Origin of the sequence: Sphingobium olei (genome assembly GCF_042678845.1) — a bacterium.
In the GTDB taxonomy this organism is placed as follows: Bacteria; Pseudomonadota; Alphaproteobacteria; order Sphingomonadales; family Sphingomonadaceae; genus Sphingobium; species Sphingobium olei.
Genome location: NZ_JBHTLS010000119.1, coordinates 17016 through 43516, shown reverse-complemented (window position 1 = coordinate 43516; position 26501 = coordinate 17016). Strand labels below are relative to the sequence as shown.

The window sequence follows — 26501 nt, the reverse complement described above, 5'->3', positions numbered from 1 at the left end:
CCTAGCTGGCTTTTCGCACCAAGTCCCGTTGCAATATGCAACTTTATTGATCCTGTGCGTAGGGAGATTTTCGTGACGACGCTGTTCGATCCCATCCAGCTTGGCGCGATCCACGCGCCCAACCGCATCCTCATGGCGCCGCTGACCCGTGCGCGCGGAACGCGGGACCATGTGCCGACGCCTTTGATGGCGGATTATTACCGCCAGCGCGCGTGCGCGGGCCTCATCATCAGCGAGGCGATCGGCATTTCGCGGCAGGGCTTGGGCTGGCCGTTCGCCACGGGCCTGTGGAATCAGGAACAGGTCGACGGGTGGAAGCGCGTGACCGATGCCGTTCACGATGCGGGCGGGCGGATCGTCGCGCAGCTCTGGCATATGGGCCGCATGGTCCACAGCAGCGTCACCGGCGAGCAGCCCGTCGCGCCCAGCCCGGTCGCCGCGCCGGGCCATGCGCACACCTATGACGGCAACAAGGATTATGAGACGCCCCGCGCGCTGGAGGTATCCGAAATCCCGCAGCTGCTCGACAGCTATGCGACCGCCGCGCGCAATGCGATCGCCGCCGGCTTCGACGGGGTGCAGCTGCACGCCGCCAACGGTTATCTGATCGACGAATTCCTGCGCAATGGCGTCAACCAGCGCGACGACGATTATGGCGGCAGCGTCGAAAACCGCGTCCGCCTGCTGCGCGAAGTGGTCGGCACGCTGACCAGCGCGGTCGGCGCGGACCGCACCGCCGTGCGCCTGTCGCCCAACGGCGATACGCAGGGAACGGACGACAGCGACCCCGCCAGCCTCTTCCCGGTGGCGGCGCAGGCGCTCGACGCGCTGGGCATCGCCTTCCTGGAACTGCGGGAATTGAAGCCGCACGGCACCTATGGCGCGAGCGATGTGCCCCGGCTGTCGCCGGTCATCCGCCAGCATTATAGCGGACCGCTGATCCTCAACAGCGACTATACGGCCGACAGCGCGCAGGCTGACCTGGATGCGGGCTTGGCGGACGGCATCGCCTTCGGCCGGCCGTTCATCGCCAATCCCGACCTGGTCGATCGCCTGCGCACCGGCGCGCCGCTCAATATGTGGGATCCCAAGACCTTCTACACGCAGGGTGCGGAAGGTTATACCGACTATCCGGCGCTCGAACAGGTGGCGTAAAGACGCGGCGGGGCTCTTACGGGAGCCCCGCCATCCCGTCAGGCGATGCCGAACTTTTCGCGCAGGGCCAGCATGGCGACGGCGGCCTTAGCCGCTTCGCCGCCCTTGTCCTTCTGATCGGGGCGGGCGCGCACCAGCGCCTGTTCCTCATTCTCGACCGTCAGGATGCCGTTGCCGATAGCGATGCCGTCCATGCTGAGTGCCATGAGACCGCGCGCGCTTTCATTCGATACCACCTCGAAATGATAGGTTTCGCCGCGGATCACCACGCCGATCGCGACGAAGCCATCATAGCGGCCCGTTTCCGCCGCCAATGCCACCGCGCCCGGTATCTCCAGCGCGCCCGGCACGGTCACAACCTCGTAACGGTGACCGCCCTCGTCCAGCGCGGCCTTGGCGCCTTCGATCAGCAGGTCGTTGAGATGGTCGTAGAAGCGCGCCTCGACGATCAGGAATTTGGCCATGAATAGGGATCCTTACAGTTCGATCGGGCGCTGCCCCACCACGGACAAGTCGTAGCCGTCAAGCGCGACAAGGCTGGGATGGGTATTGGTAAGCAGGATCATGTCGTGCACGCCGAGTTCCGCGAGCAGCTGCGCGCCCACGCCATAGTTGCGCAGTTCGTCCATGCCGGCCGGGGCTTGCCCGGATTTGGCCTTCACGCAGCGACTGACGAAATCGCCGTCCTCGTTGCCGGTCAGGATGACGATGAGGCCCGCGCCTTCGCGGCCGATGATCTCCATCGACTTGGCCAGCAGGTCGCTGCGCTGCCCCACCGCGCCATAGACATCGTCCAGCAGCGACAGCTGATGCATGCGCACCAGGGTCGGCTGGTCGGGGACGACATGGCCCTTCTGCAGCACCAGCTGCTCGCTGTGGGTCGCCTTGTTGTAGAAGCTGATCGCTTTCCATTCGCCGCCCCATTTGCTGGTGAAGGCGGTTTCGGCGCGCCGTTCGACCATATGGTCGTGGCGGCGGCGATAGGCGATGAGATCGCGGATAGTGCCGATCTTCATCTTGTGCTTCTGCGCGAAGGGGATGAGGTCGTCGAGCCGGGCCATGGTCCCGTCGTCCTTCATCACCTCGCAGATGACGCCGGACGGGTTGAGGCCGGCAAGCCGGGCGACGTCCACCGCCGCTTCGGTATGGCCGGTGCGGACGAGCACGCCGCCATCCTTCGCCACCAGCGGAAAGACATGGCCGGGCGTCACGATGTCGGCGCGCCCTTTCGACCCGTCGATCGCGACGGAGATGGTGCGGGCGCGGTCGGCGGCGGAAATGCCGGTTGTGACGCCCTCGCGCGCCTCGATCGACACGGTGAAGGCGGTTTCGTGCCGCGTGCCGTTGTTGCGGCTCATGAGGTCGAGGCCGAGATGCTCGACGCGGTCCTTGGTCAGGGCGAGGCAGATGAGGCCGCGACCATGCGTCGCCATGAAGTTGATCGCGTCGGGCGTCGCCATCTGCGCAGGGATCACGAGGTCGCCCTCATTCTCCCGATCCTCGTCGTCGACCAGGATGAACATGCGGCCGTTGCGCGCTTCGTTGATGATTTCTTCAGGGCTGGCGAGCGCGGTGCCGCCTTCGCGCTTCAGCAGATAGGCCTCCAGCTTGCCCAGCGTGTCGGCGGTCGGGTTCCAGTCCGACTCGCCCAGCTTGCGCAGCGAATTGGCGTGGAGGCCGGCGGCGCGGGCAAGGCCGGACCGGGACATGCCGCCTTCGGTGACGAGGCTGCGGACGGTATCGAGAAGCAGGGATGACATGGGCAGGACTCCTTCCCTCTGGCGGGAATGGAGCGCATATCACATTGCAATGTGATTAAATCAAGGCCGAATCACATTGTGCGGGCGCGAACGGTCTGCATCCGGTCGAGATAGCGGGCCAGCACGTCGATCTCCAGATTGACCTTCGCCCCTTCGGCCAGCCGCCCGAGCGTCGTCACGTCCCAGGTGTGCGGGATCAGGTTGACGGAGAAATGCGCGCCGCCCTCCACATCGCGCACCTCGTTCACCGTCAGCGACACGCCATCCACGGTAATGCTGCCCTTGGGTGCGATCAGCGGCGCAAGCGCGGCGTCCACGGCAAAGCCGACGCGGTGCGAGTCGCCTTCCGGGCACACGCCGACCACGGTGCCCAGGCCATCGACATGGCCGGTCACGATATGGCCGCCCAGCTCGTCGCCGACTTTCAGCGCGCGCTCCAGGTTCAGCCGCCCGCCCTCGGCCCAAAGGCCCGGCGCGGTGCGCGCCACGGTCTCCGCGGACAGGTCGACCGCGAACCAGTCCGCGCCCTTTTCAACCACGGTCAGGCAGGCGCCCGAACAGGCGATGGACGCGCCGATCGCCACGCCGTCCATCTCGTAGCCGCAACCGATGACGAGGCGCAGGTCGCCGCGCTGCTCATGGGCGCGGATCGTGCCGATGTCGGTGATGATGCCGGTGAACATGGATCGATCCTGTACGGTGAAGGTGGCGCGTGATCTAAGCGCTCCGAACCCGCTCGTAAACCTCCAGCCGGTCGACGCCCAGCACGCGCGTGTCTATCATGCGCCAGCGGCCATGCGCTTGGCCCAGATCGGCAAGGCCGATGTCGCCGATCCCCGCCAGCCCGTCGCCGATGAGGATCGGTGCGCGGTAGAGCAGCAGCCGGTCGACCAGGTCCGCGCGCAGGAAGGCCGCCGCCGCGGCCGCGCCTCCTTCGACCAGCAGATGATCGACGCGGTCCAGGGTGGCGATCTCCTCCGGCGCTGCGATGCAGCCCCACCCGGCCGGCGCGTCGCCATGCGTAAGCAGCAGGCGGCGCGGGGAGCGATCTTCCAGGCCCGGCAGGCGCACGTCGAGGCGGGGCGCATCGGCGCGCAGCGTGCCGCCGCCCACCAGGATGGCGTCGTGCCGCGCCCGCTCCATATGGGCGTGCGCGCGTGCGTCAGGTCCGGTAATCCACCGGCTGGAACCGTCCGCCAGCGCGATCCGCCCGTCGAGCGAGAGGCCGAGCTTCAGCGTCACATGCGGCCGGCCCAGCATCTGGCGCAGCACGAAGCCGCCCATCGCGCGCGCCGCCTCCTGCGCCATCAGGCCCATCTCGACCGCGATGCCGCGGTCGCGCAGCCAGGCGGCGCCCTGTCCGTCGGTGCGCGGGTCGGGATCGCGCAGGGCTATGACGACGCGGGCGACGCCGGCGCGCGCCATCAGGTCGGCGCAGCGCGGCCCGCGCGGCGACAGGTGGAAACAGGGTTCCAGCGTGACATAGGCCGTCGCCCCCCGCGCCCGGTCCGACGCCTGTTCCAGCGCCTGCGCCTCGGCATGGGGGCGGCCGCCCTTCTGCGTCCAGCCGCGTCCGACCACGCGGCCGTTGCGGACGATCAGGCAGCCGACGTTGGGATTGGGGGTGGAAAGGCCCCGCCCGCGCCCGGACAGGGCGATGGCGGCGGCCATGTAGCGCCGGTCGTCGGCGGGAGAATGGTTCAGGGCTGGGCCACGCCGGCCTTGGCGTCCTTCTGCGCCGATTCGGCCTTGGCCAGCCGCTCGTCCAGCATCGCGTCGATTGCCTTCACCGCTTCCTTGCGCTTGGCGGTGTTGCGCTTTTCCTCGTCACGCCATTCGATGCCGAAGGCGTCGGCATAGCCCTGCATCTTCTGCTGCTGCCTGACCAGCGCCGCCTCGCGCTTGGCGAAGTCGATCTTCTGCTGGAGGATGATCGCCGCGTCGGAGCGGTTGGCGTCCCAGCTTTCGACATAGATGATCTTGTTGCGGGTCGGCATGGTGTTGGTGTTCGCGTCGATCACGAAGGTCCACACGATGACCCATGTCAGCGCGACCGACAGGCCGAGCAGCGGCCATTTATGCTGCCGCTGCTGCCGGAAATAGCTCCAGAAATCGCCGAGCGCGCTCTTGGGAGAAACGGGACGGGGAAAGATCGCCATGCGGCCCATATAGGCGATGGCGGCCCCGGATGCAAAAGGGGTCATGCGGGCGTCTCCTGACGGAGGCGGGCCGCGCCACCGGGGCGCGGCCTGCGGGGCTATCGATCGGTCAGGGTGAAGCGCACCGTCAGCACCTTGGTGGAGGAAACCGCCACGCCATCGCGCGTCGCGGGACGGAAGCGCCACTGGCGCAGAGCGTGGCGCTGCGTCGCCAGCCAGAAGCTGTCGTCTGTGGCGCTGATCTTTTCGATCGCGGTGACGCGCCCTTGCGCGCTGATGCTGACGCGTACCGTGACCTTGCCCTCCATCCCTTGCCGGATCATCGTGCCGGGATAGTCAGGCTGGAAGCCGGGCAGCGCGCGCGGATCGATCTGCGCCTCGGTCAGAACAGGATCGGGGATCGGCGGTGGGGGGACGTAGGGATCGACCGGTTTGAGCGAATCGCCGGGATCGCTCGTGCCGGGAAAGACGGGATTGGTGGGCAGCGTGATGACGGGATCGGTGGCGGTCGGCGGTTGCGGCCGGGACGTCTGCGGCGTCTTGGTGTCGACCGGCTGGTCGGGCGTGATTTCCGGCGGTGGCGCGTCTTCGGGAACCGGATAGGTTTCGATCGGCGGGGAAGGGCGGACGATGTCGATCACTTCCTTTGGCAGCAGCAGGAATCCGCCCACCAGCAGCGCATGGACGGCAATCGTGCCGCCCAGTCCCAGCGGCGACCTGCGCGCCGCGCCATAGCGGGATCGTCCATCAGCGCCTGTCGTCTGTAGCCCCATGAGTCGCATCATTCGGCTCCTCTTTATCTGTTGGCATCCTCTCCTTCTCGCACGCCGCCGACCAGCCGGTCCGAGGCTGCGATGAAATGATACAACATCATTCTATGATATGTTGCAACATTAATTTTGTATGAGCATCGGACGGCGGATGGCGCAGGTCGAGGAACCGCGCTTTGCGGCTGCGTTCGGCTGTCCATTTCGCTGTCTCGATATTTGTCGCTATAGCAGCGTATCGATCATGTGGATCGCCAGGCCGACCAGCCCGCCGACCAGCGTGCCGTTGATGCGGATATATTGGAGGTCGCGGCCCACCGCCTGTTCCAGCCGGGTCGTCACCGTGCCGGCGTCCCAGCCGCGCACCGTATCGCTCACCAGGCGGACGATGGCGTCGCCATAGCTGGCCGTCGCGCCCACCGCCGCGCGGCGCACGAAGCGGTTGATGACGATCCGCAGCCGCGCTTCCTGTTGCAGCGTGCCGCCCAGCGCCCGCAGCGCTTCGCCGAACCGTCCCGCCATCGCCTTGCCCGGATCGCGGACGGCGCGCAGCAACCCGGCGCGCGCCTGTTCCCACATGCCCTCGATCCAGCGCTGCATCGCCGGATTGTCGAGTATCTCGTCGCGCACCTTCGCGACCTTCGCCTTCATGTCGGGATCGAATTGCAGGTCGGCGGCGAGCTTCGCCATTCCTTCTTCGGCCTTGAGGCGAAATCCATGCTCCGGGTCGGCAGCCATGTCGGCCAGCATCTTTCGCAGGCCGGACAGGATCGCATTGGCGAGATTTTCGTCCAGCCCCGTCCAGCGCAGCACCTTGCCTGCGCGTTCGTGGACCATCTGGCGGATCAGATGCTCGTTCGCTTCCAGCGCCCGGTCTGCCCAGCCGATCACCGCATCCATCACCGGCGCGTGGCGGCCGTCGCGCATCGCCGCCTCGATCGCCTGGCCGATCAGCGGCGCCATGTCGATGGCGCGCAGCCGCTGGCCGATTGCGCCCTTCACCATGCCGCCCAGCCGTTCCTGGCCCAGAGCCTCCAATATGTCGGCGGCAAGGCGCGACGCGCCCTCGCGCAATCGTCCATCGCCGCCGGAGGGACTGGCGAGGAAGCGGCCAGCGGCGGCGGCGACATCCATGTGCCGCATCCGCCGCGCGACCACCGCGGGGGTAAGGAAATTGTCGCGCAGGAACACCGCCAGCGTGTCGCCGATCCGGTCCTTGTTGCGGGGGATGATGGCGGTGTGGGGAATGGGCAGGCCCATCGGATGGCGGAACAGCGCAGTGACCGCGAACCAGTCGGCCAGGCCGCCGACCATCGCGGCCTCGGCGAAGGCCTGAACGAAGCCGATGGCGGGGTGGAGATGGGCGGCGGCGCGTGCGGCGGCGAACAGCGCCGCCATGGCGATCAGCATGCCCGTCGCCACCAGCCGCATCCGCCGCGCCGGATGCGGCTGGACGGCGGAGGCGGAGCGGGGCAGGCGGAGCAGCGTCATGACCGTCAAACGGTTACGCGGCCGTTTCGTTCAGGCAAGCCCGATCTTTCGAGCGACCCTGTTGAAGGTCATTCGGCCGGCTGGACCGTGCCGCCATGCTTATGCTCGGGCTTGTAGGTCAGAAGACCGCGGCCGAGCTTCGGACCGATCCAGCTTTCGAGGCCAATCGCCAGGCTGAACACCGCCGGCACGATCACCAGCGTCAGCAGCGTGGACAGGATGAGGCCGCCGATCACCGTGATGCCCATGGGTGCGCGCCATGCCGCGTCGCCCGACAGCGAGAGGGCGGTGGGAACCATGCCCGCGACCATCGCGACCGTGGTCATGACAATCGGCTGGGCGCGCTTGTGCCCGGCATCGATGATCGCCGCTTTCTTCGGCACGCCCTTCTCCATCTCCTCCAGCGCGAAATCGATGACGAGGATCGAGTTCTTGGCGACGATGCCGAGCAGCATGAGGAGGCCGATGAACACCGGCATCGACAGCGGCTGGCCGGCGATGTGCAGCGCGATCGCGCCGCCCAGCGGGGCGAGCAGCAGCGAACCCAGGTTCACGAAGGGCGGCATGATCCGCTTATAGAGCAGCACCAGCACCGCGAGCACCAGGAGTACGCCCGAAAAGACCGCGATGACGAAATTCTGAAGCATCTCCATCTGCCACTTGGCGTCGCCCGCGTTGATCTTCTGCACGCCCTGGAGGCGGCCCTCGTTGATGGCCTTCATCGTCGGCAGCGCGTTGATCTTGGTCGTGGCCTGGCTGGTGACGAGGCCAGGGGCGAGGTCGGCGCCCACGACGACGCGGCGGATCTGGTTGTAGCGGCGGATCTGCGTCGGCCCCGCGCCGAAGCTGATGTCGGCGACCACGCGCAGCGGCACGGTGCCGCCCGACACGGTCGGCACGGGCATGTTCTGGATGGTGCCGATGTCGCGCCGGCTGTCCTCCGACAGGGCCACGCGGATCGGGATCTGGCGGTCGGACAGCGAGAATTTGGCGACATTCTGGTCGATATCGCCGATCGTCGCGATGCGGATCGACTGGCTGAGCGCCGAGGTGGTCACGCCCATGCTGGCGGCCAGGTCCAGACGGGGCTTGATGATGATTTCCGGCCGCTGCATGTCGCCCTGCACGCGCGGATCGCGCAGCTCACGCAGCCCGGCCATTTCCTTGACCAGCTGGTTGGCGGTCCGTTCCAGCAGCGCCGGATCGTCCGATCCGAACATCATGATGACATCGCGGCCGAAGCCGCCGCCGGACTGCGACTGGAAGTTCACGCGAGCGTCGGCGATGGTCTGGAATTTGGGCGCGACCTTGCGTTCCCATTCCACCGAAGATAGCGGCCGGTCCTTTTTCAGCGTCAGGAAGATGTCGGCACTGGTCGGATTGATGTCGGCAAAGGCGGCGTCCACCGTGTCGGTGTCGGCGGCCAGCAGGTCGGCGACCTTGCGCGTGACGGCGGTGGTCTGCGCCAGCGTGCTGCCCGGCACCGTCTCGATCTTCACCTGGCTGAAGTCGGTGTTGGTGGTCGGCTGGAAGGTCATCGGCAGCGTCGCAAAGGCGATGATCGTGGCCACGAAGGCCAGCACGCCCGCGCCCAAAGTCCACACACGATGGTCGGTGAAGAAGCCGGCGAGCCTGTTGCGGAAGCCGCCGCGCGCGCGCCGTTCCTTCGCCCGCACGTCCTCCAGCGACCAGCGCAGCACCGACATATAGCGGTCCATCAGCCAGCCTTCGCCATGCGTCTCCTCGCCATGGGCCTTCAGGAAATAGGCGGCGATCATCGGCGTGATGAGGCGCGCCACGGCAAGGCTCATGAGGACCGAGACGACCACGGTCATGCCGAACTGGATGAAGAACTGGCCGGCAAGGCCCGGCATCAGCGCGACCGGCAGGAACACCGCGACGATCGCCATGGTGGTGGCCAGCACGGCGAGGCCGATCTCGTCCGCCGCGTCGATCGACGCCTGATAGGCGGATTTGCCCATGCGCATGTGGCGCACGATATTCTCGATCTCCACGATCGCGTCGTCGACCAGCACGCCCGCCACCAGGCTCAGCGCCAGCAGCGAAATGCCGTTCAGCGTGAAGCCCATCATGTCCATGAACCAGAAGGACGGGATCGCCGATAAGGGGATGGCCAGCGCGGAGATCATCGTCGCGCGCCAGTCGCGCAGGAAGAGGAAGACGATGACGACCGCCAGCACCGCGCCCTCGATCATCGCCGACATGGCGCTGTGATACTGGCCGCGCGTATATTCGACGCTGGTGTAGAGCTGCTTGAACTGGACCTTTGGATTTTCCTTCTTCAGCTTGTCCAGCACCTTCATCGCCTCGTCATAGACGGTGACGTCCGACGACCCCTTGGACTTTTCCATGCTGAAGCTGGTGACCTGCCGCCCGTTCATCAGCGACAGGCTGCGCTGTTCGGCATACATGTCGCGCACGGTGGCGAGGTCGGAGAGGCGAACGGTGCGGCCGCCGGAAATGGCGATCTGCGTCTCGCCCAGCGAATGAGCGTTGCGTGCGTTGCCCAGGACGCGGATAGACTGCTCGGCACCCGCGATTTCGGTGCGGCCGCCCGCCGCGTTGATGTTCACCTGCTGCAACTGGCCGTTCACCTGCGCGGCGGTGATGCCATAGGCCTGGAGCTTGGCGGGATCGAGGATGACCCGGATTTCCCGGCTGACGCCGCCGCTGCGCTTGACCGCCGCCATGCCGCTGACCGCCAGCAGCCGCTTGGCGACGGTGTTGTCGACATACCAGGACAGCTGTTCCAGCGTCATGTCGGTGGCTTCGGCGCTGAAATAGGCGATCGGACCGCCATCAACGTCGATGCGTTGCACTTGTGGTTCCAGGATGCCTTGCGGCAGGTCGCTGCGGATCTGGTCGACGGCGTTCTTGACGTCGTTGACGGCGCGATCGACCGGCGTGCCGATCTGGAACTGGACGTTGGTGAGCGACTGGCCTTCGGACGCGAAGGAGGTGATGTCCTCCACCCCGCTGATGCCGCGCACGGCGGCCTCGACCCGTTGCGTCACCTGTGTTTCCAGCTCGGTCGGCGCGGCCCCCGGCTGGACCACGGTCACGCTGACCATGGGGAAGCTGACGTCGGGGTTATTGTTGACGTCCATCCGCAGGAAGCTGACGATGCCGGCCATCACGAGGGCGGCGAACAGCACCAGCGGCGTCACCGGATTGCGGATCGCCCATGCGGAAATATTGCGAAAATTCATGACGCGCTTCCTTCACCGGCCGCCCGCTGGCGGTCCGCAATCCTTGCAGGCCGCATGTCCCCGCGCCTGTTGCGGGCACATGCGACGATATTAGAGGCCCTTGGCCAGTTCCGGCTTCACCTTCTGCCCGGGCGTCAGGAAGGCGCCGGCCGACGTCACGATCTTCTCGCTGCCGGTGATGCCGTTGGTCACGGCCACGCCGGCGTCGGACACCTGGCCCACCGTCACGTTGCGCCGTTCCACCTGGTTCTTGCCGTTGACGATATAGACGTAGCTGCCCTTTTCATCACTCTGCACAGCCGATTCGGGCAGCAGCGGGGCACTGCCCGAGCCGCTGGTGATCGTCGCGGAGGCGAAGCCGCCCGGACGGATGGCCGGGTCGTAAGGGATGGCGATGCGGGCGATGCCCTGGCGCGTTTGCGGATCGACCACCGGCGACACCTGCCACACGCGGCCGGCGAAGCTCTGGCTGGAGCCGATCGGCGTCACCGTGGCGCTGTTGCCGGGCCGCAGGGTGGCAAGGTCGCTTTCCGCGACCTGCGCGCGCATTTCCATCTCGCCGCCCTTTGCCAGGCGGAACAGCACGGCGCTGCCCGACCCCACGATCTGGCCCGGCTCGACGCCGCGGGTGAGGACGAGGCCAGCAGCCGGTGCGCGAATGTCCAGCCGGCCGGTGCGGGCGCGCTGTTCGTTGAACTGGGCGACGGCGACGGCGACGCGCGCCTGCGCCGCATCGCGGGTCGCCGTGCGCTGGTCGATGTCGGCGGCGCTGATGAAGCCGCGGCCGACCAGCGCCTTGGCGCGGTCGAGCTGGGCCTGCGCCAGCTTGGCGTCGGCGCGGGCGACCTCCACCTGCGCGGCGAGGGAGCGGCCCTGTTCGGTCTGGACGGACCGTTCGACGGTGGCGAGCGTCTGGCCCGCGCGCACCCAGTCGCCCGGCTGCACAAGCACCTGCGTCACCATGCCGCCTTCGCCCACCACGCCGACGGGCATATCGACTCGCGCGGCGAGCGATCCGGTGGCGCTGATCGTGCGGGCCACCATGGACTGGCCGGGGCTGACGACGGTGACGACGGGCGCGGGGGCCGATTGCGCGGCGGGGGCCGATTCGCCGCCGCGGGTCGAGATCCACGCCGCGGCCACGACAAGCAGCGCCGCCACGCCGCCCCCCGCCAGCAACAGCCGCTTGCGCCGTGCGCGTGCGGCATCTTCATCGATGATGACCGCCGTATCTCCCAGCAGCCGCGTCTCGTAATTCATGCCGTCCCCATCTCTCCGGCGGTTTGCCCGATCTCCCGACTGTGTTATATGAATATATCACCGGCCTCAAGCCCCATTCGTCACGGTCCGTGACGCGGCGGCACAGGAGGAACATACCCCAAAGGGGGGTGGAAGGCGCGCCCTGTTTCGTTCATAACGGTATCGCATCGGTTTCCCGGCTGCGGTGCAAATGGGAAGGAGCGCGGAGTGGACCTGCTGGCATGGATATTCATCGGCCTGCTGGCCGGCGCGCTGGCGAAGCTGGTCATGCCGGGGCGCGATCCGGGCGGTTGCATCGTCACCGTCCTGCTGGGGATCGCAGGGGCGTTGCTTGCGGGCTTCGTGGGGCGGCTGATGGGCTTTTATGCACAGGGCGAACGGGCTGGCTTCGTCGCGGCGGTGCTGGGTGCGATCGCGATTCTGGCCGTTTATCGCCTGTCCGCCGGACGGCGGTGACACGCATATGAAAAGGGCCGCGCCGTCATGCCGGCACGGCCCTTTTGAAAGATGTCCAGTGGCGCGGGTTTAGCGCACCGAACCGCGGCGGACCAGGTTGACGATCGCCAGCAGGATGATCGCGCCGACCAGCGAGACCAGGAAGCTGTACAGCGTCAGTCCTTCGTTGATCGAGCCGCCGCTGAAGATCAGGCCGCCGATGAATGCGCCGACGATGCCGACCACGATGTTGAGCAGGATGCCCTGCTGCGCGTCGGTGCGCATGACCATGCTGGCGAGCCAGCCAATGATGCCGCCTACAACAAGCCACAGAATGATGCCCATGTTACTCTCCTTGACCACGCCCCCAGCGGGTTGGGTGCATCGTTCAACGGAGAAGGCGGCGTCCTGTTCCATCGGGGGAGAAATGATTCCGGCCCGGAAACCATCTTGGCTTCCCGCCGTTTTTGCTCGCTTGCTCATCGCGGCATCGATCAAACGAGAAGGGCCGCCGGATCGTGTCCGGCGGCCCCTTCATCCGTGCCCGGTGCGACCCGGCGTCCGATCAGTATTTCTGCTGCCGTTCGTAGAGCGACTTGTAATATTGGATGCGCGTCACCCGCAGGCCGTGCATGCCCGACCGATCGACCGCGCGCTGCCAGCCGGCAAATTCCTCAAGCGTCAGATTGTAGCGCGCGCAAGCCTCATCGACGCTCAGCAGGCCGCCATTGACCGCGGCCACCACTTCAGCCTTGCGGCGCACGACCCAGCGGGTGGTGTCGGCCGGCGGCAGGCTGTCGAGAGTCAGCGGTTCTCCGAGGGGCCCCACGACCTGGGCGGGCCTGATTTTCTGGTTCTGGATCATTCTTACCCTCAATTTGCGGCGCTGGCGTAGCCAACTTCAGCAGTGCGAACCGTTATGTGCATTCAGCCCTGAACATCAGCTAAAGCCCCACGGTAAACACCGCCTTCATCTTCCTTGCCCCCGATTAAACGGTTGGCGATCAACGGGTTGAAACTGCCCGCCAGTCGCACGGCTTCGATCCTGCCGCTGGAATCCGGCGCGAAGACATGCGCCAGTTCCTGAATCCAGTCGCTCTCTCGATCCTGCCCCCGCAGGACGCCGGCCACCGCCTGCGCGGTCGGGCTGGCCGCCTGCGCCGCTGCCGTGGCAGCCCGCAGGAACGGCCAGACCGGTACGCGCACCCGGCCCAGCGGAAGGGTGGCGGCGGGTTTCAGTCCGCCACCCCGAAGAAAGCTCAAATCCATGACCCCGCTTCTAGCGAAGAATGGATAAGGCTCCGTAAACTCGCCCCCTTTTTCAGCGCCGGTTCGACCGGCCGATCGGCCGTTATGTCCCTCAGGGGTTAATTCCGTGCGCTTTTCCGTTAACTTTTGCGCCGGACGGGCCGCCGCACTATATGCGCGCGCATGCAGCCTCCGTTTCCGCCCGCCCGATTTGACCTGGAAGAACCGCTTGGCCAGCGGCGCATCGTCGTTGCCATGTCAGGCGGCGTGGATTCGAGCGTGGTCGCAGCGCTCGCCGCGCGGACCGGCGCGGAGGTGATCGGCGTGACGCTCCAGCTCTACGACCATGGCGCGGCGGTGGGCCGCACCGGAAGCTGCTGCGCCGGGCAGGACATTCGCGACGCGCGGGCCGTGGCCGACCGCATCGGTATCGCCCATTATGTGTTCGACTATGAAAGCGCCTTCCGCGATTCGGTGATCGCCGACTTCGCCGACGAATATATGGCGGGGCGCACGCCCATCCCCTGCGTGAAGTGCAACATGGGGGTTAAGTTCACCGACCTGTTCCAGATCGCGCGCGATCTGGGCGCGGACTGCCTGGCGACCGGCCATTATGTGCAGCGCGTGATGGGGCCGCAGGGCGCGCAGCTGCACCGCGCCGCCGATCCGGCGCGCGATCAGAGCTATTTCCTCTTCGCCACGACGCAGGCGCAGCTCGACTATCTGCGCTTCCCGCTGGGCGGCATGCCAAAGCCGCAGGTGCGTGAGATCGCCGCTGAGCTGGGCCTGTCGGTGGCCTTGAAGCCCGATAGCCAGGACATCTGCTTCGTGCCCGATGGCGACTATGCGAAGGTGGTGCGCAAGCTGCGCCCCGACGCGGACGAGGGCGGCGAGATCGTCCATGTCGACGGCCGGCTGCTCGGCCGGCACAAGGGGCTGATCCATTATACGGTGGGCCAGCGCAAGGGGCTGGAGATCGGCGGGCAGGCCGAGCCGCTTTATGTCGTGCGGCTGGATGCGGAGGCGCGCCGGGTGGTCGTGGGGCCGAAGGCGGCGCTCGCCGTATCGGGCGCGCGGCTGACCGACATCAACTGGCTGGGCGGCGACTTTACCGGGCCGCTCACAGCCAAGGTGCGGTCGATGGCGAAGCCGGTTCCCGCCCGGCTGGAGGGCGACCGGCTGATTTTCGACGCGGCCGAATATGGCGTCGCGCCGGGGCAGGCGGCGGTGCTCTACGCCGGCGACCGGGTGCTGGGCGGCGGCTGGATCGCGAGCACGGAGCCTGCTCTGGCGGAGGCGGCGTAGCCGATCGTCATGCCGGACTTGATCCGGCATCCCGCTGCCTGTTCTGATCCGCAAGAAGAAGCGGGATCCCGGTTCAAGGCCGGGATGACGATGGGTAAGAACTTGATTTTACATGATCTTCCGCAGCAATTTTTTTCGCCTCAGCAAGTAGCGCTGTCAATGCTGGGATATCTCTATTGCTCAATGGGACATCAAGAGCAGCAACCCGATCTCTGATATTGTCCAATCGAGGATCGGCTATGGGAATAGTGGTAAAATTATCCCAGTCCCAATCGCCATCGGTTCCATCGATGAAGGCCTCAAGATAACCTACAACCTGCCAAGCTGAGAGATTCTTGGCTTCTCGAACGGCATCATAGCCAGCTTTACGACGATGAATACTGGCAGCAAGAAAATTGCCGCTACGCATCCGGCCATATAGCCTAACGTGCGAAATCCGAATGGAGTCGGCTGATAGGGCATATTCCTCATCTTATAGTGAAGCAGCTCGCGCCTCAATCACCCCCCAACCTTGCCCTTTCCTGCCCTCGCGCGTAAGGCGCGGCGGTCATGACTCGCCCGCTTACCTTCGCCATTCCCAAGGGCCGCATCCTCGACGAGGCGCTGCCCCTGCTCGCCAAAGCCGGCATCGAGCCGGAGGCGGAATTCCATGACAAGAAGAGCCGGGCGCTGCGCTTCGCCACCAACCGGCCGGACGTGTCGATCATCCGCGTCCGCGCCTTCGACGTGGCGACCTTCGTCGCGCATGGCGCGGCGCAGATCGGCATCGTCGGATCGGACGTGGTGGAGGAGTTCAACTATTCCGAGCTTTATGCGCCGATCGACCTCGACATCGGCCATTGCCGCCTGTCGGTGGCGGAGCCGGCCGGTTCCGCCGACGAGGACGAGGCGGCGCTGAGCCATGTGCGCGTCGCCACCAAATATCCGCACCTCACCCGCCGCTATTATGAGGCGCGGGGACTTCAGGCCGAATGCGTGAAACTGAACGGCGCGATGGAGCTGGCCCCGTCGCTGGGCCTGTCCCGCCGCATCGTCGATCTCGTCTCCTCCGGCGCGACGCTCAAGGCCAACGGCCTCGTCGAAACCAGCGTCATCATGCCCGTTTCGGCCCGGCTGATCGTCAACCGCGCTGCGTACAAGATGCGGTCGGCGGACCTCACCCCGCTGGTAGAGGCGTTCCGCGCCGCCGTGGAGGTGAAGGATGCCGCTTAGACTCGACAGCCGCGATGCGGGTTTTGCCTCCGCCTTCACCGCGCTGGTGGATGCGCGGCGCGAGGCGGACGAGGATGTGTCGCGCGACGTGGCCGCCATCATCCGGCGCGTGCGCACGGAAGGGGACGCAGCGCTGGCCGACTATACGCGGCGGTTCGACCGGCACGACCTGAACGTCAGCGGCTGGGCGGTGACGGCAGCCGAGACGCGGGCGGCGCTGGAGGGCATTTCCACGACCCTGCGCGACGCGCTGGAACTCGCCGCCGCGCGCATCACCGTCTATCATGAAAAGCAGAAGCCGCAGGATAGCGACGGCGTGGACAGCGCCGGCGTGCGGCTGGGCGCTCGGTGGAGCGCGGTGGATGCGGCCGGCCTCTACGTGCCGGGCGGACGCGCCGCCTATCCCAGCTCGCTGCTGATGAACGTCATCCCCGCGAAAGTGGCGGGCGTGCGGCGCATCGCCATGGTGACGCCGACCCCCGGTGGCGAGATCAATCCGCTGGTACTGGCGGCTGCGCAGATCGCGGGGATCGAGGAGATCTGGCGTGTGGGCGGGGCGCAGGCGGTCGCGGCGCTCGCCTATGGCACCGACCGGATCAGGCCCGTGGACGTCATTACCGGTCCCGGCAACGCCTGGGTGGCCGAAGCCAAGCGCCAGCTTTACGGCGTGGTCGGCATCGACATGGTCGCTGGGCCTTCGGAGATCGTGGTGGTCGCGGACGGGCGGAATGATCCCGAATGGACCGCCGCCGACCTGCTTAGCCAGTCGGAGCATGACCCGACCAGCCAGTCGATCCTGTTCACCGACGACGCGGCCTTCGCCGATGCCGTCGCGGCGGCGGTGGAGCGGCAGATCCCGGCGTTGTCCACCAGCGCGGTCGCGCGCACCAGCTGGGACGCCAACGGCGCGATCGTCCTGGTCCGCGACCTTGATGAGGCGATGCCGCTGGTGAATGCCCTGGCACCCGAGCATCTGGAACTGGCGGTGGACGATCCCGAACCCCTGTTCGCGCAGGTGCGTCATGCCGGGTCGGTTTTCCTTGGCCGGATGACGCCCGAGGCGGTGGGCGACTATGTCGCGGGGCCGAACCATGTGCTGCCGACCGGCCGCCGCGCGCGCTTTTCCTCCGGCCTGTCCGTGCTCGACTTCATGAAACGCACCAGCTTCCTCAGCCTCACGCCGCAGGCCATGGGTGCGATCGGCCCTGCCGCCGTCGCGCTGGCGGAGGCGGAGGGGCTGCCCGCGCACGCCGCTTCGGTGGCGTTGCGCCTCCCCTAAATGTCTCGTACGGAAAATTCATGAACGACCGATCCAAATCCCGCTCCGCCGCGCGCCTTGCTGCGGTGCAGGCGCTCTACCAGATCGAAATGGAAGGCACGCCGCTCGCCACGCTGCTGCACGAATTCCATCAGCACCGGCTGGGCGCGACCATTGAGGATGTGACCTATGCGCAGGCTGAGGAACCCTTTTTCGACGATATCGTGACCGGCGTGGACAAGCGCCGCGCGGAGATCGACGCCCTGATCGCTGCGCGCCTGTCGAGCGGCTGGAGCCTCGATCGGCTGGACAAGCCGATGCGCCAGATCCTGCGCGCCGGCACCTACGAACTGCTCGCCCGCAAGGATGTGGGCACCGGCACCGTCATCAGCGAATATGTCGATGTCGCCCACGCCTTCTACGACAAGCGGGAGGCGGGCTTCGTCAACGGCCTGCTGGACGGTGTGGCGAAGGACGTGCGGGCCTAGGGCCGATCGCACTTTTTGCCGCGATGCGCCCGACCGGCTAGGCTGTGCCCATGTCGGCCGAATCCCGTTTCCTCACCCTGTTGCGCCTGCTGGCGAACGATCCCGCGGCGCAGGAGCTGCGCGACGATGTGGCAGTGCTGCCGGTCGGTGGGGCGCGGCTGATCCTGACCAGCGACACGATGGTGGAGGGCATCCACTATCTCCCGACCGATCCGCCCGCCGACATAGGATGGAAGCTGGCGGCGGTGAACCTGTCGGACCTGGCGGCGAAGGGGGCCAAGCCGCTCGGCTGTCTGCTCAACTATGCGCTGTCGGGCGACGACGCATGGGACGCGGCCTTTCTGGAGGGGCTGGGGGAGGCGCTGGAGCGCCATGCCATGCCGCTGCTGGGCGGGGACACGGTGAAGATGCCGGAAGGGTCGGCGCGCAGCTATAGCCTGACGGCGATCGGAGAAGCGACCGGGCCAGTGCCGGTCCGGGGGGGCGCACGGGCCGGCGACCGCCTTTACCTGACCGGCCCGGTGGGCGACGCAGGCGCGGGGCTGGATCTGCTGCGGGCCGATCCGGCGGCGGCCGGACCGCTGGTCGACGCTTGTCGCCGGCCCCGGCCCCGCCTTGCGGAAGGCGCGCTGCTCGCCCCGCATGTCAGCGCGATGATGGATGTGTCGGACGGCCTGCTGATCGATACCGCGCGGCTGGCGGAGGCGAGCGGGCTGGCCGTCACGATCGACCATGTGCCGCTGTCGCGCGCGCTGGAGAAGGCGCGGGGGGCGAGCACCGCCGTGCAGATCGCCGCCGCGCGCGCTGGCGACGATTATGAACTTCTCTTCACCCTGCCGGCCGGCGTCAAGCCGCCGCTCCGCGCCATTCCGGTCGGCCGGATGGAGCGGGGGTCGGGCCTGACGCTGAAGATCGACGGGACGATCATGCCTTTACCCGATCGGCTCGGCTGGGAACATGGCTGACCGGCGTCAGCTTCCGCCCAGCACGTTGATCGTGAAGGCAAGGATGCCGAGGTTGAAGAGGAAGGCCGCGAAACAGTGGAACAGCGCGATCCGCCGCATCGCGCCATTGGTCATGGCGACGTCCGACGTCTGGAATGTCATGCCCAGCGTGAAGGCGAAGTAGAAAAAGTCCCAGTAACGCGGCTCGGGCGTATCGGGGAAATCGAGGCCGCCGCCGTCCTTCCCCCGGCTGTCGGGCAGATAATAGGCATGCGCATAGTGCATCGCATAGACGAGGTTCGAGAAGATCCACGCGATCAGCAAGGTCGCCAGCAGCAGCGCGATGGACGCGGCGTCCGGGCCGCCATGCTGGCTGATCGCCACGCCGACCGCGACCAGGATGACGAGGCAGACGATCCCGGTCATCAGCAGCATCAGTTCGCGATTGGCGTCGTTGGCGGCCGCCTTGCGCCGCATGGTGGCGGGCGCGGCGTCGATCAGCCGGCCGATGGACAGGATGAAGGCCAGGGCGGCGACATCGAAGCCCGCCATCACCGCCTCATGCCATGGCAGCCACAATGCCAGCGGCGCCACGCTCCCCAGCAGGGCGAGGAACATGCCGTAACGCCAGGGGAAGATCTTCGACGCGCCCATGTTCCCATCAAAGGGCCAGGCGCGCCGATTGGCAAGGGGCCTTACAGCACCGCTGCGATCAAGCCGCGCACCTGTGCCTCATTTGCTTCCAGATACCAGTTTTCCGGGGCCTTCTGCAGCAGTTCGTCCATGGTGACGTCCGACCCCAGGATCAGGTTCTGAAACCCTTCATTCTGGATCGTGATCGAAGATTCGATCTCGTGCAGGTTTGCCTTGAGCGTCGCGATGCAGGTGGAAAGCGGCCCCGACAGGTTGATTGTCTTGGTGATGAGCCGCTCGTGGATCATGAGGCGCGTGCCGCGCGTCAGATAGCGATTCTCGGTCGCGAAGAAGCTCATGAAGGTCGCCCCGGCCGAATAGACCGCCGTCTTGCCCAGGAAGACCAGGCGTCGATCTGGATAGAGATCGGAGTGGAAGCGGATGTCCTCCCCCATCATGCGCGCGATTTCCGGGTCGCCGCCCAGCGTAGAAATCTCCACCACGACCAGCCCTTGCTGCGGCGCGCTGGTGAGGCAGTTGCGGAAATGCAGATACATGCCGTGATCCACGATCCCCGACAGGGTGATCGCGGGAAATTCGAAATCCTTGGGGCCAAGCAGCGGCGCGCTCGTCATTAACATGCGTAAATCCTTTAGGAGGGCGAAGGTCGGGCTGCACTACGCACGGGGCGGCAAAAGGTGCCGCGCTTTCCGACTGGCGCGATTGCGAAGAGGCTGTAAAGAACAGATCATGACCATGGGGCGCACCATATGATCGCGAAGCTGAAAGGGCGGCTGGACAGCACCGGCATCGACCATGCCATCATCGACGTGGGCGGCGTCGGCTATCTGGTGGGGGCTTCTTCGCGCACGCTCGCGGCGCTGGGGCCGGTGGGGGAGGCGGTGACGATCCACACCGAAATGCTGGTGGCGGAGGATTCGATCCGGCTGGTGGGCTTCGCCCGCGCCGAGGAACGCGACTGGTATCGGCTGCTGACCCATGTGCAGGGCGTGGGATCGCGCGTGGCGCTCGCCATCCTCTCCGCACTGGAGCCGCTGGAACTGCATCGCGCCGTCGCGATGGGCGACAAGGCGATGATCGCGCGCGCGAACGGAGTCGGGCCAAAACTCGCCCAGCGCATCGTCAACGAACTGAAGGACAAGATCGGCGCGACGCCTGTCGGCGGGCCGGTGGGTATGGGCGGCGCTGTGGCAGTGCCGGTCGGCAGCATGAGCGCCGATGCGCTCTCCGCCTTGCAGAATCTGGGCTTCAAGCCCGCCGAAGCCAGCGGCGCGGTCGCCGCGGCGGAGGAGGAACTGGGCGAAGGCGCGAGCCTCGATGCGCTGGTGCGCCTTGCGCTGCGGAAGGCAGCGAAGTGAGCGAGGACGATCGCCTCCTTACTCCATCCCGCCGTCCCGAGGACGTCGATGCGGCGCTGCGCCCCAAGTCGCTCGACGAGTTCGTGGGGCAGCAGGCGGCGCGAGAGAATCTGCGTATCTTCATTCAGGCGGCGAAGTCGCGCGGGGATGCGCTCGACCATGTGCTCTTCTTCGGGCCGCCGGGCCTTGGCAAGACCACGCTGGCGCAGATCGTGGCGAAGGAGATGGGCGTGGGATTCCGTGCGACATCTGGCCCGGTCATCGCCAAGTCGGGCGATCTGGCCGCGCTGCTCACCAATCTGGATGAGGGCGACGTGCTGTTCGTGGACGAAATCCATCGCCTCAATCCGGCGGTCGAGGAAGTGCTTTATCCCGCGATGGAGGATCGCGCGCTGGATCTGATGATCGGGGAGGGGCCGTCCGCTCGGTCCGTGCGCATCGACCTGCCCCGCTTCACGCTGGTGGGCGCGACGACGCGGCAGGGGCTGCTGACGACGCCGCTGCGCGACCGGTTCGGCATCCCCGTGCGCCTGCAATTCTACACCGTCGAGGAATTGGAGAAGGTCGTGCGCCGCGCCGCGCGGCTGCTCGACCTGCCGATCACTTCGGACGGCGCGGTCGAGATCGCGCGCCGCTCGCGCGGCACCCCGCGCATTGCCGGGCGGCTGCTGCGGCGGGTACGCGACTTCGCCAATGTGGCGGGCGCGCCCGCCGTCGACCGCCCGGTCGCCGACGCGGCGCTGCAACGGCTGGAAGTCGATCAGCTGGGTCTCGACCTCATGGACCGTCGTTACCTCATGATGATCGCCGACATCTATCGCGGCGGGCCGGTGGGTGTGGAGACGCTGGCAGCGGGCCTTTCGGAAGCGCGCGACACGATCGAGGAAGTGATCGAACCCTATCTGATCCAGCTCGGCCTCATCGCCCGTACGGCCCGGGGCCGTTGCCTCAACGGTCCGGGATGGAAGCATCTTGGCCTCAACCCGCCGCAGGACGTGCAGACCGGCCTGTTCGATTAAGGCGGAAACCGTCAAACCCCATGGCCGTTACGGCAAGGCACGGTTATAGCCGTCGCCAGGATGAGGGCGCGCATCAGACGCGCCGAAAAGCGCAGGAGTCGAGCCTTGAGGGCGATCGAGACATTCCCCAACCTTGTGACCATGTTCTTCACCCGCGCGCGGGAGCAGGGCGACGCGCCCTTCCTGTGGCGCAAGACGGGCGGGCAGTGGCAACCGCTCAGCTGGAACGAAGTCGCGCGCCAGGTGGCGTCGCTGGCTGCGGCGCTGAAGGCGCAGGGGTTGCGGCCGGGCGATCCGGTCATGCTGGTGAGCGAGAACCGGCCGGAATTCTGCATCGCCGACCTTGCCATCATGGCGGCGGGCTGCGTGACCGTGCCGACCTACACCACCAACACCACGCGCGATCATCAGCATATCCTGACCGACAGCGGCGCGCGCGCCGTGATCGTATCGACGGCGAAGTTGGCACAGGCGCTGATGCCTGCCGTGGTCCGCAGCCAGGCGAGCTTCGTCATCGGCATGGAGCCGCTGCGCGGGGCGCAAGGCACATGCGCCTGCCATCTGTGGAGCGACCTGATCGCCGCGCACCCCGCCGATGTCGAAGCCTGCGCCGCCGCCCAGGCAGCACAGCGCAGCGACCTTGCCTGCATCATCTACACCAGCGGCACCGGCGGCGCGCCGCGCGGCGTGATGCAGCATCATGGCGCGATCCTCGTCAATTGCGAAGGCGCGGGCAAGGTCGTGGCGGAGGATTTCGGCTGGGGCGAGGAAGTGTTCCTGTCCTTCCTGCCGCTCAGCCACGCCTATGAACATAGCGGCGGCCAGTTCATGCCGATGCTGCTGGGCGGCCAGATCTACTATTCGGAAGGGCTGGAGAAGCTCGCCAGCAATATCGAGGAGGCGCGGCCGACCATCATGGTCGTCGTCCCCCGCTTGTTCGAGGTGCTGCGCACCCGCGTCATTAAGTCGATCGAAAAGCAGGGAAAATTCCCTGCCTATCTCCTGTCGCAGGCGTTGCGCATCGCTTCGAAGGAGCAGGCGGGCAAGGGCAGCATCCTCGACGCGCCGATGAAGCTGCTGCTTTCGCGTACGCTGATCCCCAAGATCCGTGCGCGCTTCGGTGGGCGGATGAAGGCGCTGGTGTCGGGCGGCGCGCCGCTCAACCCCGATGTGGGCCTCTTCTTCGATGCCATGGGCCTGACGCTGCTGCAGGGCTATGGCCAGACCGAGGCGGGTCCGGTCATCAGCTGCAACCGGCCGAGCGCGGGCATCGCCATGGACACGGTCGGCCCGCCGCTCGACGGCGTGGAGGTGAAGATCGCGGAAGATGGCGAAATATTGGTGCGCGGCGAATTGGTCATGCATGGTTACTGGCGCAACCCGGCGGAAAGTGAGAGGGTGCTCAAGGACGGGTGGTTGCATACCGGCGACATCGGCGAATTCGACGCGAAGGGCCGCATCCGCATCACCGACCGCAAGAAGGATCTGATCGTCAACGACAAGGGCGACAATGTCTCGCCGCAGAAGGTCGAAGGGATGCTGACGCTCCAGCCTGAAATCGGGCAGGCGATGGTCCATGGCGACCGGCGGCCGCATCTGGTCGGCCTGATCGTGCCGGATGCCGAATGGACGCGCGAATGGACGGAGGCAAAGGGCGTCGCCGTTGCACAGGCGGCGGCGGACCCCGCCTATATGGCGGCGCTACGCGCGGCGGTGGACCGGGTGAATGACGACCTGTCGGTGATCGAGCGTGTCCGCCGCTTCATCCTGGCCGACGAACCTTTCACCATCGAGAATGAGCAGATGACGCCGTCCATGAAGATCCGGCGGCATGTGATCCGCAAGGTCTACGCGGAGCGGCTGGACGCGCTGTACAAGGGGTGAGGGGTCAGGCGGCGTAGATGGCGGGGCGGTAACGGGCGTCCGGAATCGGAAAGCCGCGATCCTGCGCAACGGCCAGCCAGCCTTCGATAGCATCGTTGATGTTGGCGAGAGCTTCCGCTCGAGTGTCGCCATGAGCCGAGCATGGTTTGAGATCGGGCACGTCCGCGATCCAGCACTCATCTTCCGCCGACCAGAAAAGATTGATGTGATAATGCGGCTCGTTCATTCCTCGATATATAGTCCGTAGGCCTCCACCAGTTCAAGCAGTTCCCGGATTTGGTAGCGCTTGGCGTCCTTTCCATCGGGTTGAATAGGAAACGAGCGCGGTACTTTGGGGTGCACATATTGGCGGTGGCTGCCGGTGGTGCGATCCAGATCGAAGCCGAGGGCACGGAGCAGGCGCTCCAGATCGCGGAAGGAGAGCGAGCGCTGGCCTAGCAGCAGGCGTTCAAGAAGTTTGGCGGGTTTGACCAACGGGAAATCCTTTCGATCCTTCTTCTGCCATTTCATGGCACCGATTTGAATCGCTGTTTACCGTCGTTAAGAACTCTGACCTGTTTGTATTTATGGGCGTCTCACCGCCCGAACTTCTTCTGCACCTTCCCGTATCGCAGCTTCCGCGTGCCGGGCTTTCCTTCGGTCGCCCGCCCCCTCGGTGCAGCGACCTGCTGCTCCACCGGAAGTCCCAATTCCTCCGCCTCCAGCTTGCGGATTTCGTCGCGGATGCGGCCGGCTTCCTCGAACTCCAGGTCGGCGGCAGCGGCGCGCATCTTCTTTTCCAGATCCTCGATATAGGCGCGCAGATTGTGGCCGACCATGTGCGGCCGGTCCTCCAACCCGGTATCCACCGTGACCTGATCCTTGCTCGCCACATGGGCGATGATGTCGCCGATGTTGCGCTTGATTGTGGTCGGCGTGATGCCGTGTTCCAGATTATAGGCCTGCTGCTTCTCGCGCCGGCGCGAGGTTTCGTTGAGCGCGCGCTCCATCGATCCGGTGATGCGGTCGGCATAGAGGATTACGCGGCCCTCCACGTTGCGAGCGGCGCGGCCGATCGTCTGGATCAGTGAGGTTTCGGAGCGCAGGAAGCCTTCCTTGTCCGCGTCCAATATCGCCACCAGCCCGCATTCGGGAATATCCAGCCCCTCGCGCAGCAGGTTGATGCCGATCAGCACGTCATAAACCCCCAAACGAAGATCGCGGATCAGCTCGATGCGCTCCAGCGTTTCGACGTCGCTGTGCATGTAGCGCACCTTGATCCCCGCCTCGTGCATGAATTCTGTGAGGTCTTCCGCCATCCGCTTGGTCAGCGTGGTGACGAGCGTGCGATATCCCTGCGCCGCGACCTTTCGGCATTCGTTGATGAGGTCATCGACCTGATCCTCGACCGGCTTGATCTCGACCGGCGGGTCGATGAGGCCAGTGGGACGGATCACCTGTTCGCTGAACACGCCGCCGGTCTGTTCCATCTCCCACGGGCCGGGTGTCGCGGACACGCTGACCGTCTGCGGCCGCATCGCATCCCATTCGTTGAAGCGCAGCGGGCGGTTGTCGATGCAGGACGGCAGGCGGAAGCCATATTCGGCCAGCGTGATCTTGCGCCGGTGGTCGCCACGCGCCATCGCGCCGATCTGCGGCACGGTCTGGTGGCTTTCGTCGACGAACAGCAGCGCGTTTTCAGGGAGATATTCGAACAAGGTCGGCGGCGGCTCGCCCGGCAGGCGGCCAGTGAGGAAGCGGCTGTAATTCTCGATCCCCGCACAACTGCCGGTCGCCGCGATCATCTCAAGGTCGAAATTGGTGCGCTGCTCCAGCCGCTGCGCTTCCAGCAGCTTGCCCTCCGCGACCAGTTCCTTGAGCCGCTCGGTCAGTTCGAACCGGATTGCCTCCATTGCCTGCTTGAGCGTCGGGCCGGGGGTGACGTGGTGGCTGTTCGGAAAGACCTTCACATAGTCGAGGCTCGCGATCTTCTTGCCGGTCAGCGGATCGAACTCGACGATCTCCTCGATCTCGTCGCCGAAGAAGCTGACGCGCCAGGCCGTGTCCTCGTAGTGCGAGGGGAAAATCTCCAGATTGTCGCCCTTCACGCGGAAATTGCCGCGGGCGAAGCCGGCATCGTTGCGCTTGTACTGGAGCGCGACGAGCTTGCGGATGATTTCCCGCTGGTCCTCGATCCCACCCTTCTTCATCGAAAAGGTCATGGCCGAATAGGTCTCGACCGAACCGATGCCATAGAGGCAGGAAACGGACGCCACGATGATGACATCGTCCCGTTCGAGCAGCGCGCGGGTGGCCGAATGGCGCATCCGGTCGATGCTCTCGTTCACGCTCGACTCCTTTTCGATATAGGTGTCGGACCGCGGCACATAGGCTTCGGGCTGATAATAGTCATAATAGCTGACAAAATATTCGACGGCGTTTTCGGGGAAGAAGCTCTTGAACTCGCCATAGAGCTGCGCTGCGAGGATCTTGTTGGGGGCAAGGATCAACGCCGGGCGTTGCATCGCCTCGATCGTCTTCGCCATGGTGAAGGTCTTGCCCGAACCGGTGACGCCCAGCAGCACCTGATCGCGCTCGCCCGCTTTGGCCGCTGCCACCAACTCCGCAATCGCGGTCGGCTGATCGCCCGAAGGCTCATAGTCGCTCACCAGCTTGAACGCCCGCCCGCCCTCGCTCTTCTCGGGGCGCGCCGGGCGGTGCGGGATGAAGCTCTGCCCGGTTTCCGGTTCGGACAGGTCGGTGCGGATTTGAATGGCCATGGCGGCAATATGGGGGCTTGGGGCTACGACGCAATCCATCTTCGAACATGGCGTACCAACCCTCTCAAAGAATATCATATAGCGTTTTATTGTAGTAAGGTATCAGACTCTATGT

Annotated in this window: 28 protein-coding genes; 10 read left to right on the top strand and 18 right to left on the bottom strand. The window is 66.1% G+C overall.

Annotation, left to right across the window (positions count from 1 at the left end; translation table 11 throughout):
- The first annotated feature begins 72 nt into the window (after window positions 1-72).
- A complete protein-coding gene (locus ACFQ24_RS09545) occupies window positions 73-1155 on the top strand; it encodes an alkene reductase (RefSeq protein WP_380910659.1) in 1083 nt (360 codons plus the stop codon).
- A 38-nt stretch (window positions 1156-1193) separates the two neighbouring features.
- Here ACFQ24_RS09545 and ribH read toward each other — a convergent pair whose 3' ends face one another.
- From ribH to ACFQ24_RS09500, 9 genes are all read right to left on the bottom strand, one after another.
- Window positions 1194-1619 carry a 6,7-dimethyl-8-ribityllumazine synthase gene (ribH, locus tag ACFQ24_RS09540; protein ID WP_380910657.1) on the bottom strand — a complete coding sequence of 142 codons (426 nt, stop codon included), beginning with the start codon at window positions 1617-1619 and terminating at the stop codon, window positions 1194-1196.
- Window positions 1620-1631: 12 nt separating this feature from the next.
- On the bottom strand, window positions 1632-2915 hold the full coding sequence (gene ribB, locus ACFQ24_RS09535; protein ID WP_380910655.1) for a 3,4-dihydroxy-2-butanone-4-phosphate synthase: 1284 nt from the start codon (window positions 2913-2915) through the stop codon (window positions 1632-1634).
- A 71-nt stretch (window positions 2916-2986) separates the two neighbouring features.
- Window positions 2987-3598 (bottom strand): riboflavin synthase, encoded by a 612-nt coding sequence (locus ACFQ24_RS09530; protein WP_380910653.1) that lies wholly within the window; start codon window positions 3596-3598, stop codon window positions 2987-2989.
- Between the two features lie 34 nt (window positions 3599-3632).
- Complete coding sequence (ribD, locus tag ACFQ24_RS09525) at window positions 3633-4619, bottom strand: bifunctional diaminohydroxyphosphoribosylaminopyrimidine deaminase/5-amino-6-(5-phosphoribosylamino)uracil reductase RibD (protein ID WP_380910694.1); 987 nt, start codon at window positions 4617-4619, stop codon at window positions 3633-3635.
- Window positions 4616-5119, bottom strand: coding sequence for a hypothetical protein (locus ACFQ24_RS09520; protein ID WP_380910650.1), 504 nt, complete (start codon window positions 5117-5119; stop codon window positions 4616-4618). Before ACFQ24_RS09520 ends, ribD begins: the two co-directional genes overlap by 4 nt.
- A 53-nt stretch (window positions 5120-5172) precedes the next feature.
- Window positions 5173-5856 carry an energy transducer TonB gene (locus tag ACFQ24_RS09515; RefSeq protein WP_380910693.1) on the bottom strand — a complete coding sequence of 228 codons (684 nt, stop codon included), beginning with the start codon at window positions 5854-5856 and terminating at the stop codon, window positions 5173-5175.
- Window positions 5857-6066: 210 nt separating this feature from the next.
- Complete coding sequence (locus tag ACFQ24_RS09510; RefSeq protein ID WP_380910648.1) at window positions 6067-7332, bottom strand: DUF445 domain-containing protein; 1266 nt, start codon at window positions 7330-7332, stop codon at window positions 6067-6069.
- Between the two features lie 68 nt (window positions 7333-7400).
- A complete protein-coding gene (locus ACFQ24_RS09505; protein WP_380910646.1) occupies window positions 7401-10562 on the bottom strand; it encodes an efflux RND transporter permease subunit in 3162 nt (1053 codons plus the stop codon).
- Between the two features lie 90 nt (window positions 10563-10652).
- Window positions 10653-11822: an efflux RND transporter periplasmic adaptor subunit gene (locus ACFQ24_RS09500; protein ID WP_380910644.1), complete on the bottom strand. Its 1170-nt coding sequence runs from the start codon at window positions 11820-11822 to the stop codon at window positions 10653-10655.
- 207 nt (window positions 11823-12029) lie between these two features.
- On the opposite strand from ACFQ24_RS09500, the gene ACFQ24_RS09495 reads away from it, so the two are divergent.
- On the top strand, window positions 12030-12278 hold the full coding sequence (locus ACFQ24_RS09495; RefSeq protein ID WP_380910642.1) for a GlsB/YeaQ/YmgE family stress response membrane protein: 249 nt from the start codon (window positions 12030-12032) through the stop codon (window positions 12276-12278).
- Between the two features lie 69 nt (window positions 12279-12347).
- On the opposite strand, the gene ACFQ24_RS09490 is transcribed toward ACFQ24_RS09495, so the two are convergent.
- The 3 genes from ACFQ24_RS09490 to ACFQ24_RS09480 form a co-directional block, all read right to left on the bottom strand.
- Window positions 12348-12602 carry a GlsB/YeaQ/YmgE family stress response membrane protein gene (locus ACFQ24_RS09490; protein ID WP_380910691.1) on the bottom strand — a complete coding sequence of 85 codons (255 nt, stop codon included), beginning with the start codon at window positions 12600-12602 and terminating at the stop codon, window positions 12348-12350.
- A 220-nt stretch (window positions 12603-12822) separates the two neighbouring features.
- Window positions 12823-13122, bottom strand: coding sequence for a CtrA inhibitor SciP (gene sciP, locus ACFQ24_RS09485; RefSeq protein ID WP_066763818.1), 300 nt, complete (start codon window positions 13120-13122; stop codon window positions 12823-12825).
- Window positions 13123-13184: 62 nt separating this feature from the next.
- Window positions 13185-13526, bottom strand: a complete 342-nt coding sequence (locus tag ACFQ24_RS09480; protein ID WP_380910640.1) for a hypothetical protein — start codon at window positions 13524-13526, stop codon at window positions 13185-13187.
- Window positions 13527-13688: 162 nt separating this feature from the next.
- Between ACFQ24_RS09480 and mnmA the strand changes: the two genes are divergently transcribed.
- Complete coding sequence (mnmA, locus tag ACFQ24_RS09475) at window positions 13689-14810, top strand: tRNA 2-thiouridine(34) synthase MnmA (protein WP_380910638.1); 1122 nt, start codon at window positions 13689-13691, stop codon at window positions 14808-14810.
- Window positions 14811-14883: 73 nt separating this feature from the next.
- On the opposite strand, the gene ACFQ24_RS09470 is transcribed toward mnmA, so the two are convergent.
- Window positions 14884-15219, bottom strand: a complete 336-nt coding sequence (locus ACFQ24_RS09470) for a hypothetical protein (protein ID WP_380910637.1) — start codon at window positions 15217-15219, stop codon at window positions 14884-14886.
- A gap of 140 nt (window positions 15220-15359) precedes the next feature.
- On the opposite strand from ACFQ24_RS09470, the gene hisG reads away from it, so the two are divergent.
- Genes hisG through thiL form a run of 4 tightly spaced genes read left to right on the top strand, consistent with a single transcriptional unit; the run spans window position 15360 to window position 18733 of the window.
- Window positions 15360-16022: an ATP phosphoribosyltransferase gene (hisG, locus tag ACFQ24_RS09465; RefSeq protein WP_380910636.1), complete on the top strand. Its 663-nt coding sequence runs from the start codon at window positions 15360-15362 to the stop codon at window positions 16020-16022.
- Complete coding sequence (gene hisD / locus ACFQ24_RS09460) at window positions 16012-17301, top strand: histidinol dehydrogenase (RefSeq protein ID WP_380910634.1); 1290 nt, start codon at window positions 16012-16014, stop codon at window positions 17299-17301. Before hisG ends, hisD begins: the two co-directional genes overlap by 11 nt.
- Before the next feature lie 20 nt (window positions 17302-17321).
- Window positions 17322-17768 (top strand): transcription antitermination factor NusB, encoded by a 447-nt coding sequence (gene nusB, locus ACFQ24_RS09455; RefSeq protein ID WP_380910632.1) that lies wholly within the window; start codon window positions 17322-17324, stop codon window positions 17766-17768.
- A 50-nt stretch (window positions 17769-17818) separates the two neighbouring features.
- Window positions 17819-18733: a thiamine-phosphate kinase gene (gene thiL / locus ACFQ24_RS09450; protein ID WP_380910630.1), complete on the top strand. Its 915-nt coding sequence runs from the start codon at window positions 17819-17821 to the stop codon at window positions 18731-18733.
- 6 nt (window positions 18734-18739) lie between these two features.
- On the opposite strand, the gene ACFQ24_RS09445 is transcribed toward thiL, so the two are convergent.
- Together ACFQ24_RS09445 and ACFQ24_RS09440 are read right to left on the bottom strand one after the other, a co-directional pair.
- Window positions 18740-19366 carry a DUF1345 domain-containing protein gene (locus ACFQ24_RS09445; RefSeq protein ID WP_380910628.1) on the bottom strand — a complete coding sequence of 209 codons (627 nt, stop codon included), beginning with the start codon at window positions 19364-19366 and terminating at the stop codon, window positions 18740-18742.
- A 41-nt stretch (window positions 19367-19407) separates the two neighbouring features.
- A complete protein-coding gene (locus tag ACFQ24_RS09440) occupies window positions 19408-19986 on the bottom strand; it encodes a peptidase S14 (protein ID WP_380910626.1) in 579 nt (192 codons plus the stop codon).
- A 129-nt stretch (window positions 19987-20115) separates the two neighbouring features.
- On the opposite strand from ACFQ24_RS09440, the gene ruvA reads away from it, so the two are divergent.
- From ruvA to ACFQ24_RS09425, 3 genes are all read left to right on the top strand, one after another.
- Window positions 20116-20724, top strand: a complete 609-nt coding sequence (gene ruvA / locus ACFQ24_RS09435; protein ID WP_380910624.1) for a Holliday junction branch migration protein RuvA — start codon at window positions 20116-20118, stop codon at window positions 20722-20724.
- Window positions 20721-21743, top strand: a complete 1023-nt coding sequence (gene ruvB / locus ACFQ24_RS09430) for a Holliday junction branch migration DNA helicase RuvB (protein ID WP_380910622.1) — start codon at window positions 20721-20723, stop codon at window positions 21741-21743. The genes ruvA and ruvB overlap by 4 nt, the downstream gene beginning before the upstream one ends.
- A 141-nt stretch (window positions 21744-21884) precedes the next feature.
- Window positions 21885-23627, top strand: a complete 1743-nt coding sequence (locus ACFQ24_RS09425; protein ID WP_380910689.1) for an AMP-dependent synthetase/ligase — start codon at window positions 21885-21887, stop codon at window positions 23625-23627.
- A gap of 4 nt (window positions 23628-23631) precedes the next feature.
- Here the strand turns inward: ACFQ24_RS09425 and ACFQ24_RS09420 are convergent, their stop codons facing one another.
- The 3 genes from ACFQ24_RS09420 to uvrB form a co-directional block, all read right to left on the bottom strand.
- A complete protein-coding gene (locus ACFQ24_RS09420; protein WP_380910620.1) occupies window positions 23632-23853 on the bottom strand; it encodes a type II toxin-antitoxin system HicB family antitoxin in 222 nt (73 codons plus the stop codon).
- Complete coding sequence (locus tag ACFQ24_RS09415) at window positions 23850-24137, bottom strand: type II toxin-antitoxin system HicA family toxin (protein WP_380910618.1); 288 nt, start codon at window positions 24135-24137, stop codon at window positions 23850-23852. Before ACFQ24_RS09415 ends, ACFQ24_RS09420 begins: the two co-directional genes overlap by 4 nt.
- 65 nt (window positions 24138-24202) lie before the next feature.
- Complete coding sequence (gene uvrB / locus ACFQ24_RS09410) at window positions 24203-26386, bottom strand: excinuclease ABC subunit UvrB (RefSeq protein ID WP_380910616.1); 2184 nt, start codon at window positions 26384-26386, stop codon at window positions 24203-24205.
- Between the last annotated feature and the right edge of the window lie 115 nt (window positions 26387-26501).

Bases quoted from the DNA above. Each gene is read 5' to 3' on its own strand.
- ACFQ24_RS09520 (WP_380910650.1), bottom strand. From the start codon at position 5,119: ATGACCCCTTTTGCATCCGGGGCCGCCATCGCCTATATGGGCCGCATG.
- ACFQ24_RS09505 (WP_380910646.1), bottom strand. From the start codon at position 10,562: ATGAATTTTCGCAATATTTCCGCATGGGCGATCCGCAATCCGGTGACG.
- ACFQ24_RS09515 (WP_380910693.1), bottom strand. From the start codon at position 5,856: ATGCGACTCATGGGGCTACAGACGACAGGCGCTGATGGACGATCCCGC.
- ACFQ24_RS09510 (WP_380910648.1), bottom strand. From the start codon at position 7,332: ATGACGCTGCTCCGCCTGCCCCGCTCCGCCTCCGCCGTCCAGCCGCAT.
- ACFQ24_RS09500 (WP_380910644.1), bottom strand. From the start codon at position 11,822: ATGAATTACGAGACGCGGCTGCTGGGAGATACGGCGGTCATCATCGAT.
- ACFQ24_RS09530 (WP_380910653.1), bottom strand. From the start codon at position 3,598: ATGTTCACCGGCATCATCACCGACATCGGCACGATCCGCGCCCATGAG.
- ACFQ24_RS09470 (WP_380910637.1), bottom strand. From the start codon at position 15,219: ATGCGTAGCGGCAATTTTCTTGCTGCCAGTATTCATCGTCGTAAAGCT.
- uvrB (WP_380910616.1), bottom strand. From the start codon at position 26,386: ATGGCCATTCAAATCCGCACCGACCTGTCCGAACCGGAAACCGGGCAG.
- ACFQ24_RS09480 (WP_380910640.1), bottom strand. From the start codon at position 13,526: ATGGATTTGAGCTTTCTTCGGGGTGGCGGACTGAAACCCGCCGCCACC.
- ACFQ24_RS09445 (WP_380910628.1), bottom strand. From the start codon at position 19,366: ATGGGCGCGTCGAAGATCTTCCCCTGGCGTTACGGCATGTTCCTCGCC.
- ribB (WP_380910655.1), bottom strand. From the start codon at position 2,915: ATGTCATCCCTGCTTCTCGATACCGTCCGCAGCCTCGTCACCGAAGGC.
- ACFQ24_RS09415 (WP_380910618.1), bottom strand. From the start codon at position 24,137: ATGAAATGGCAGAAGAAGGATCGAAAGGATTTCCCGTTGGTCAAACCC.
- thiL (WP_380910630.1), top strand. From the start codon at position 17,819: ATGTCGGCCGAATCCCGTTTCCTCACCCTGTTGCGCCTGCTGGCGAAC.
- ACFQ24_RS09420 (WP_380910620.1), bottom strand. From the start codon at position 23,853: ATGAACGAGCCGCATTATCACATCAATCTTTTCTGGTCGGCGGAAGAT.
- ACFQ24_RS09490 (WP_380910691.1), bottom strand. From the start codon at position 12,602: ATGGGCATCATTCTGTGGCTTGTTGTAGGCGGCATCATTGGCTGGCTC.
- mnmA (WP_380910638.1), top strand. From the start codon at position 13,689: ATGCAGCCTCCGTTTCCGCCCGCCCGATTTGACCTGGAAGAACCGCTT.
- sciP (WP_066763818.1), bottom strand. From the start codon at position 13,122: ATGATCCAGAACCAGAAAATCAGGCCCGCCCAGGTCGTGGGGCCCCTC.
- ACFQ24_RS09440 (WP_380910626.1), bottom strand. From the start codon at position 19,986: ATGTTAATGACGAGCGCGCCGCTGCTTGGCCCCAAGGATTTCGAATTT.
- hisD (WP_380910634.1), top strand. From the start codon at position 16,012: ATGCCGCTTAGACTCGACAGCCGCGATGCGGGTTTTGCCTCCGCCTTC.
- nusB (WP_380910632.1), top strand. From the start codon at position 17,322: ATGAACGACCGATCCAAATCCCGCTCCGCCGCGCGCCTTGCTGCGGTG.
- ribH (WP_380910657.1), bottom strand. From the start codon at position 1,619: ATGGCCAAATTCCTGATCGTCGAGGCGCGCTTCTACGACCATCTCAAC.
- ACFQ24_RS09425 (WP_380910689.1), top strand. From the start codon at position 21,885: ATGTTCTTCACCCGCGCGCGGGAGCAGGGCGACGCGCCCTTCCTGTGG.
- hisG (WP_380910636.1), top strand. From the start codon at position 15,360: ATGACTCGCCCGCTTACCTTCGCCATTCCCAAGGGCCGCATCCTCGAC.
- ruvA (WP_380910624.1), top strand. From the start codon at position 20,116: ATGATCGCGAAGCTGAAAGGGCGGCTGGACAGCACCGGCATCGACCAT.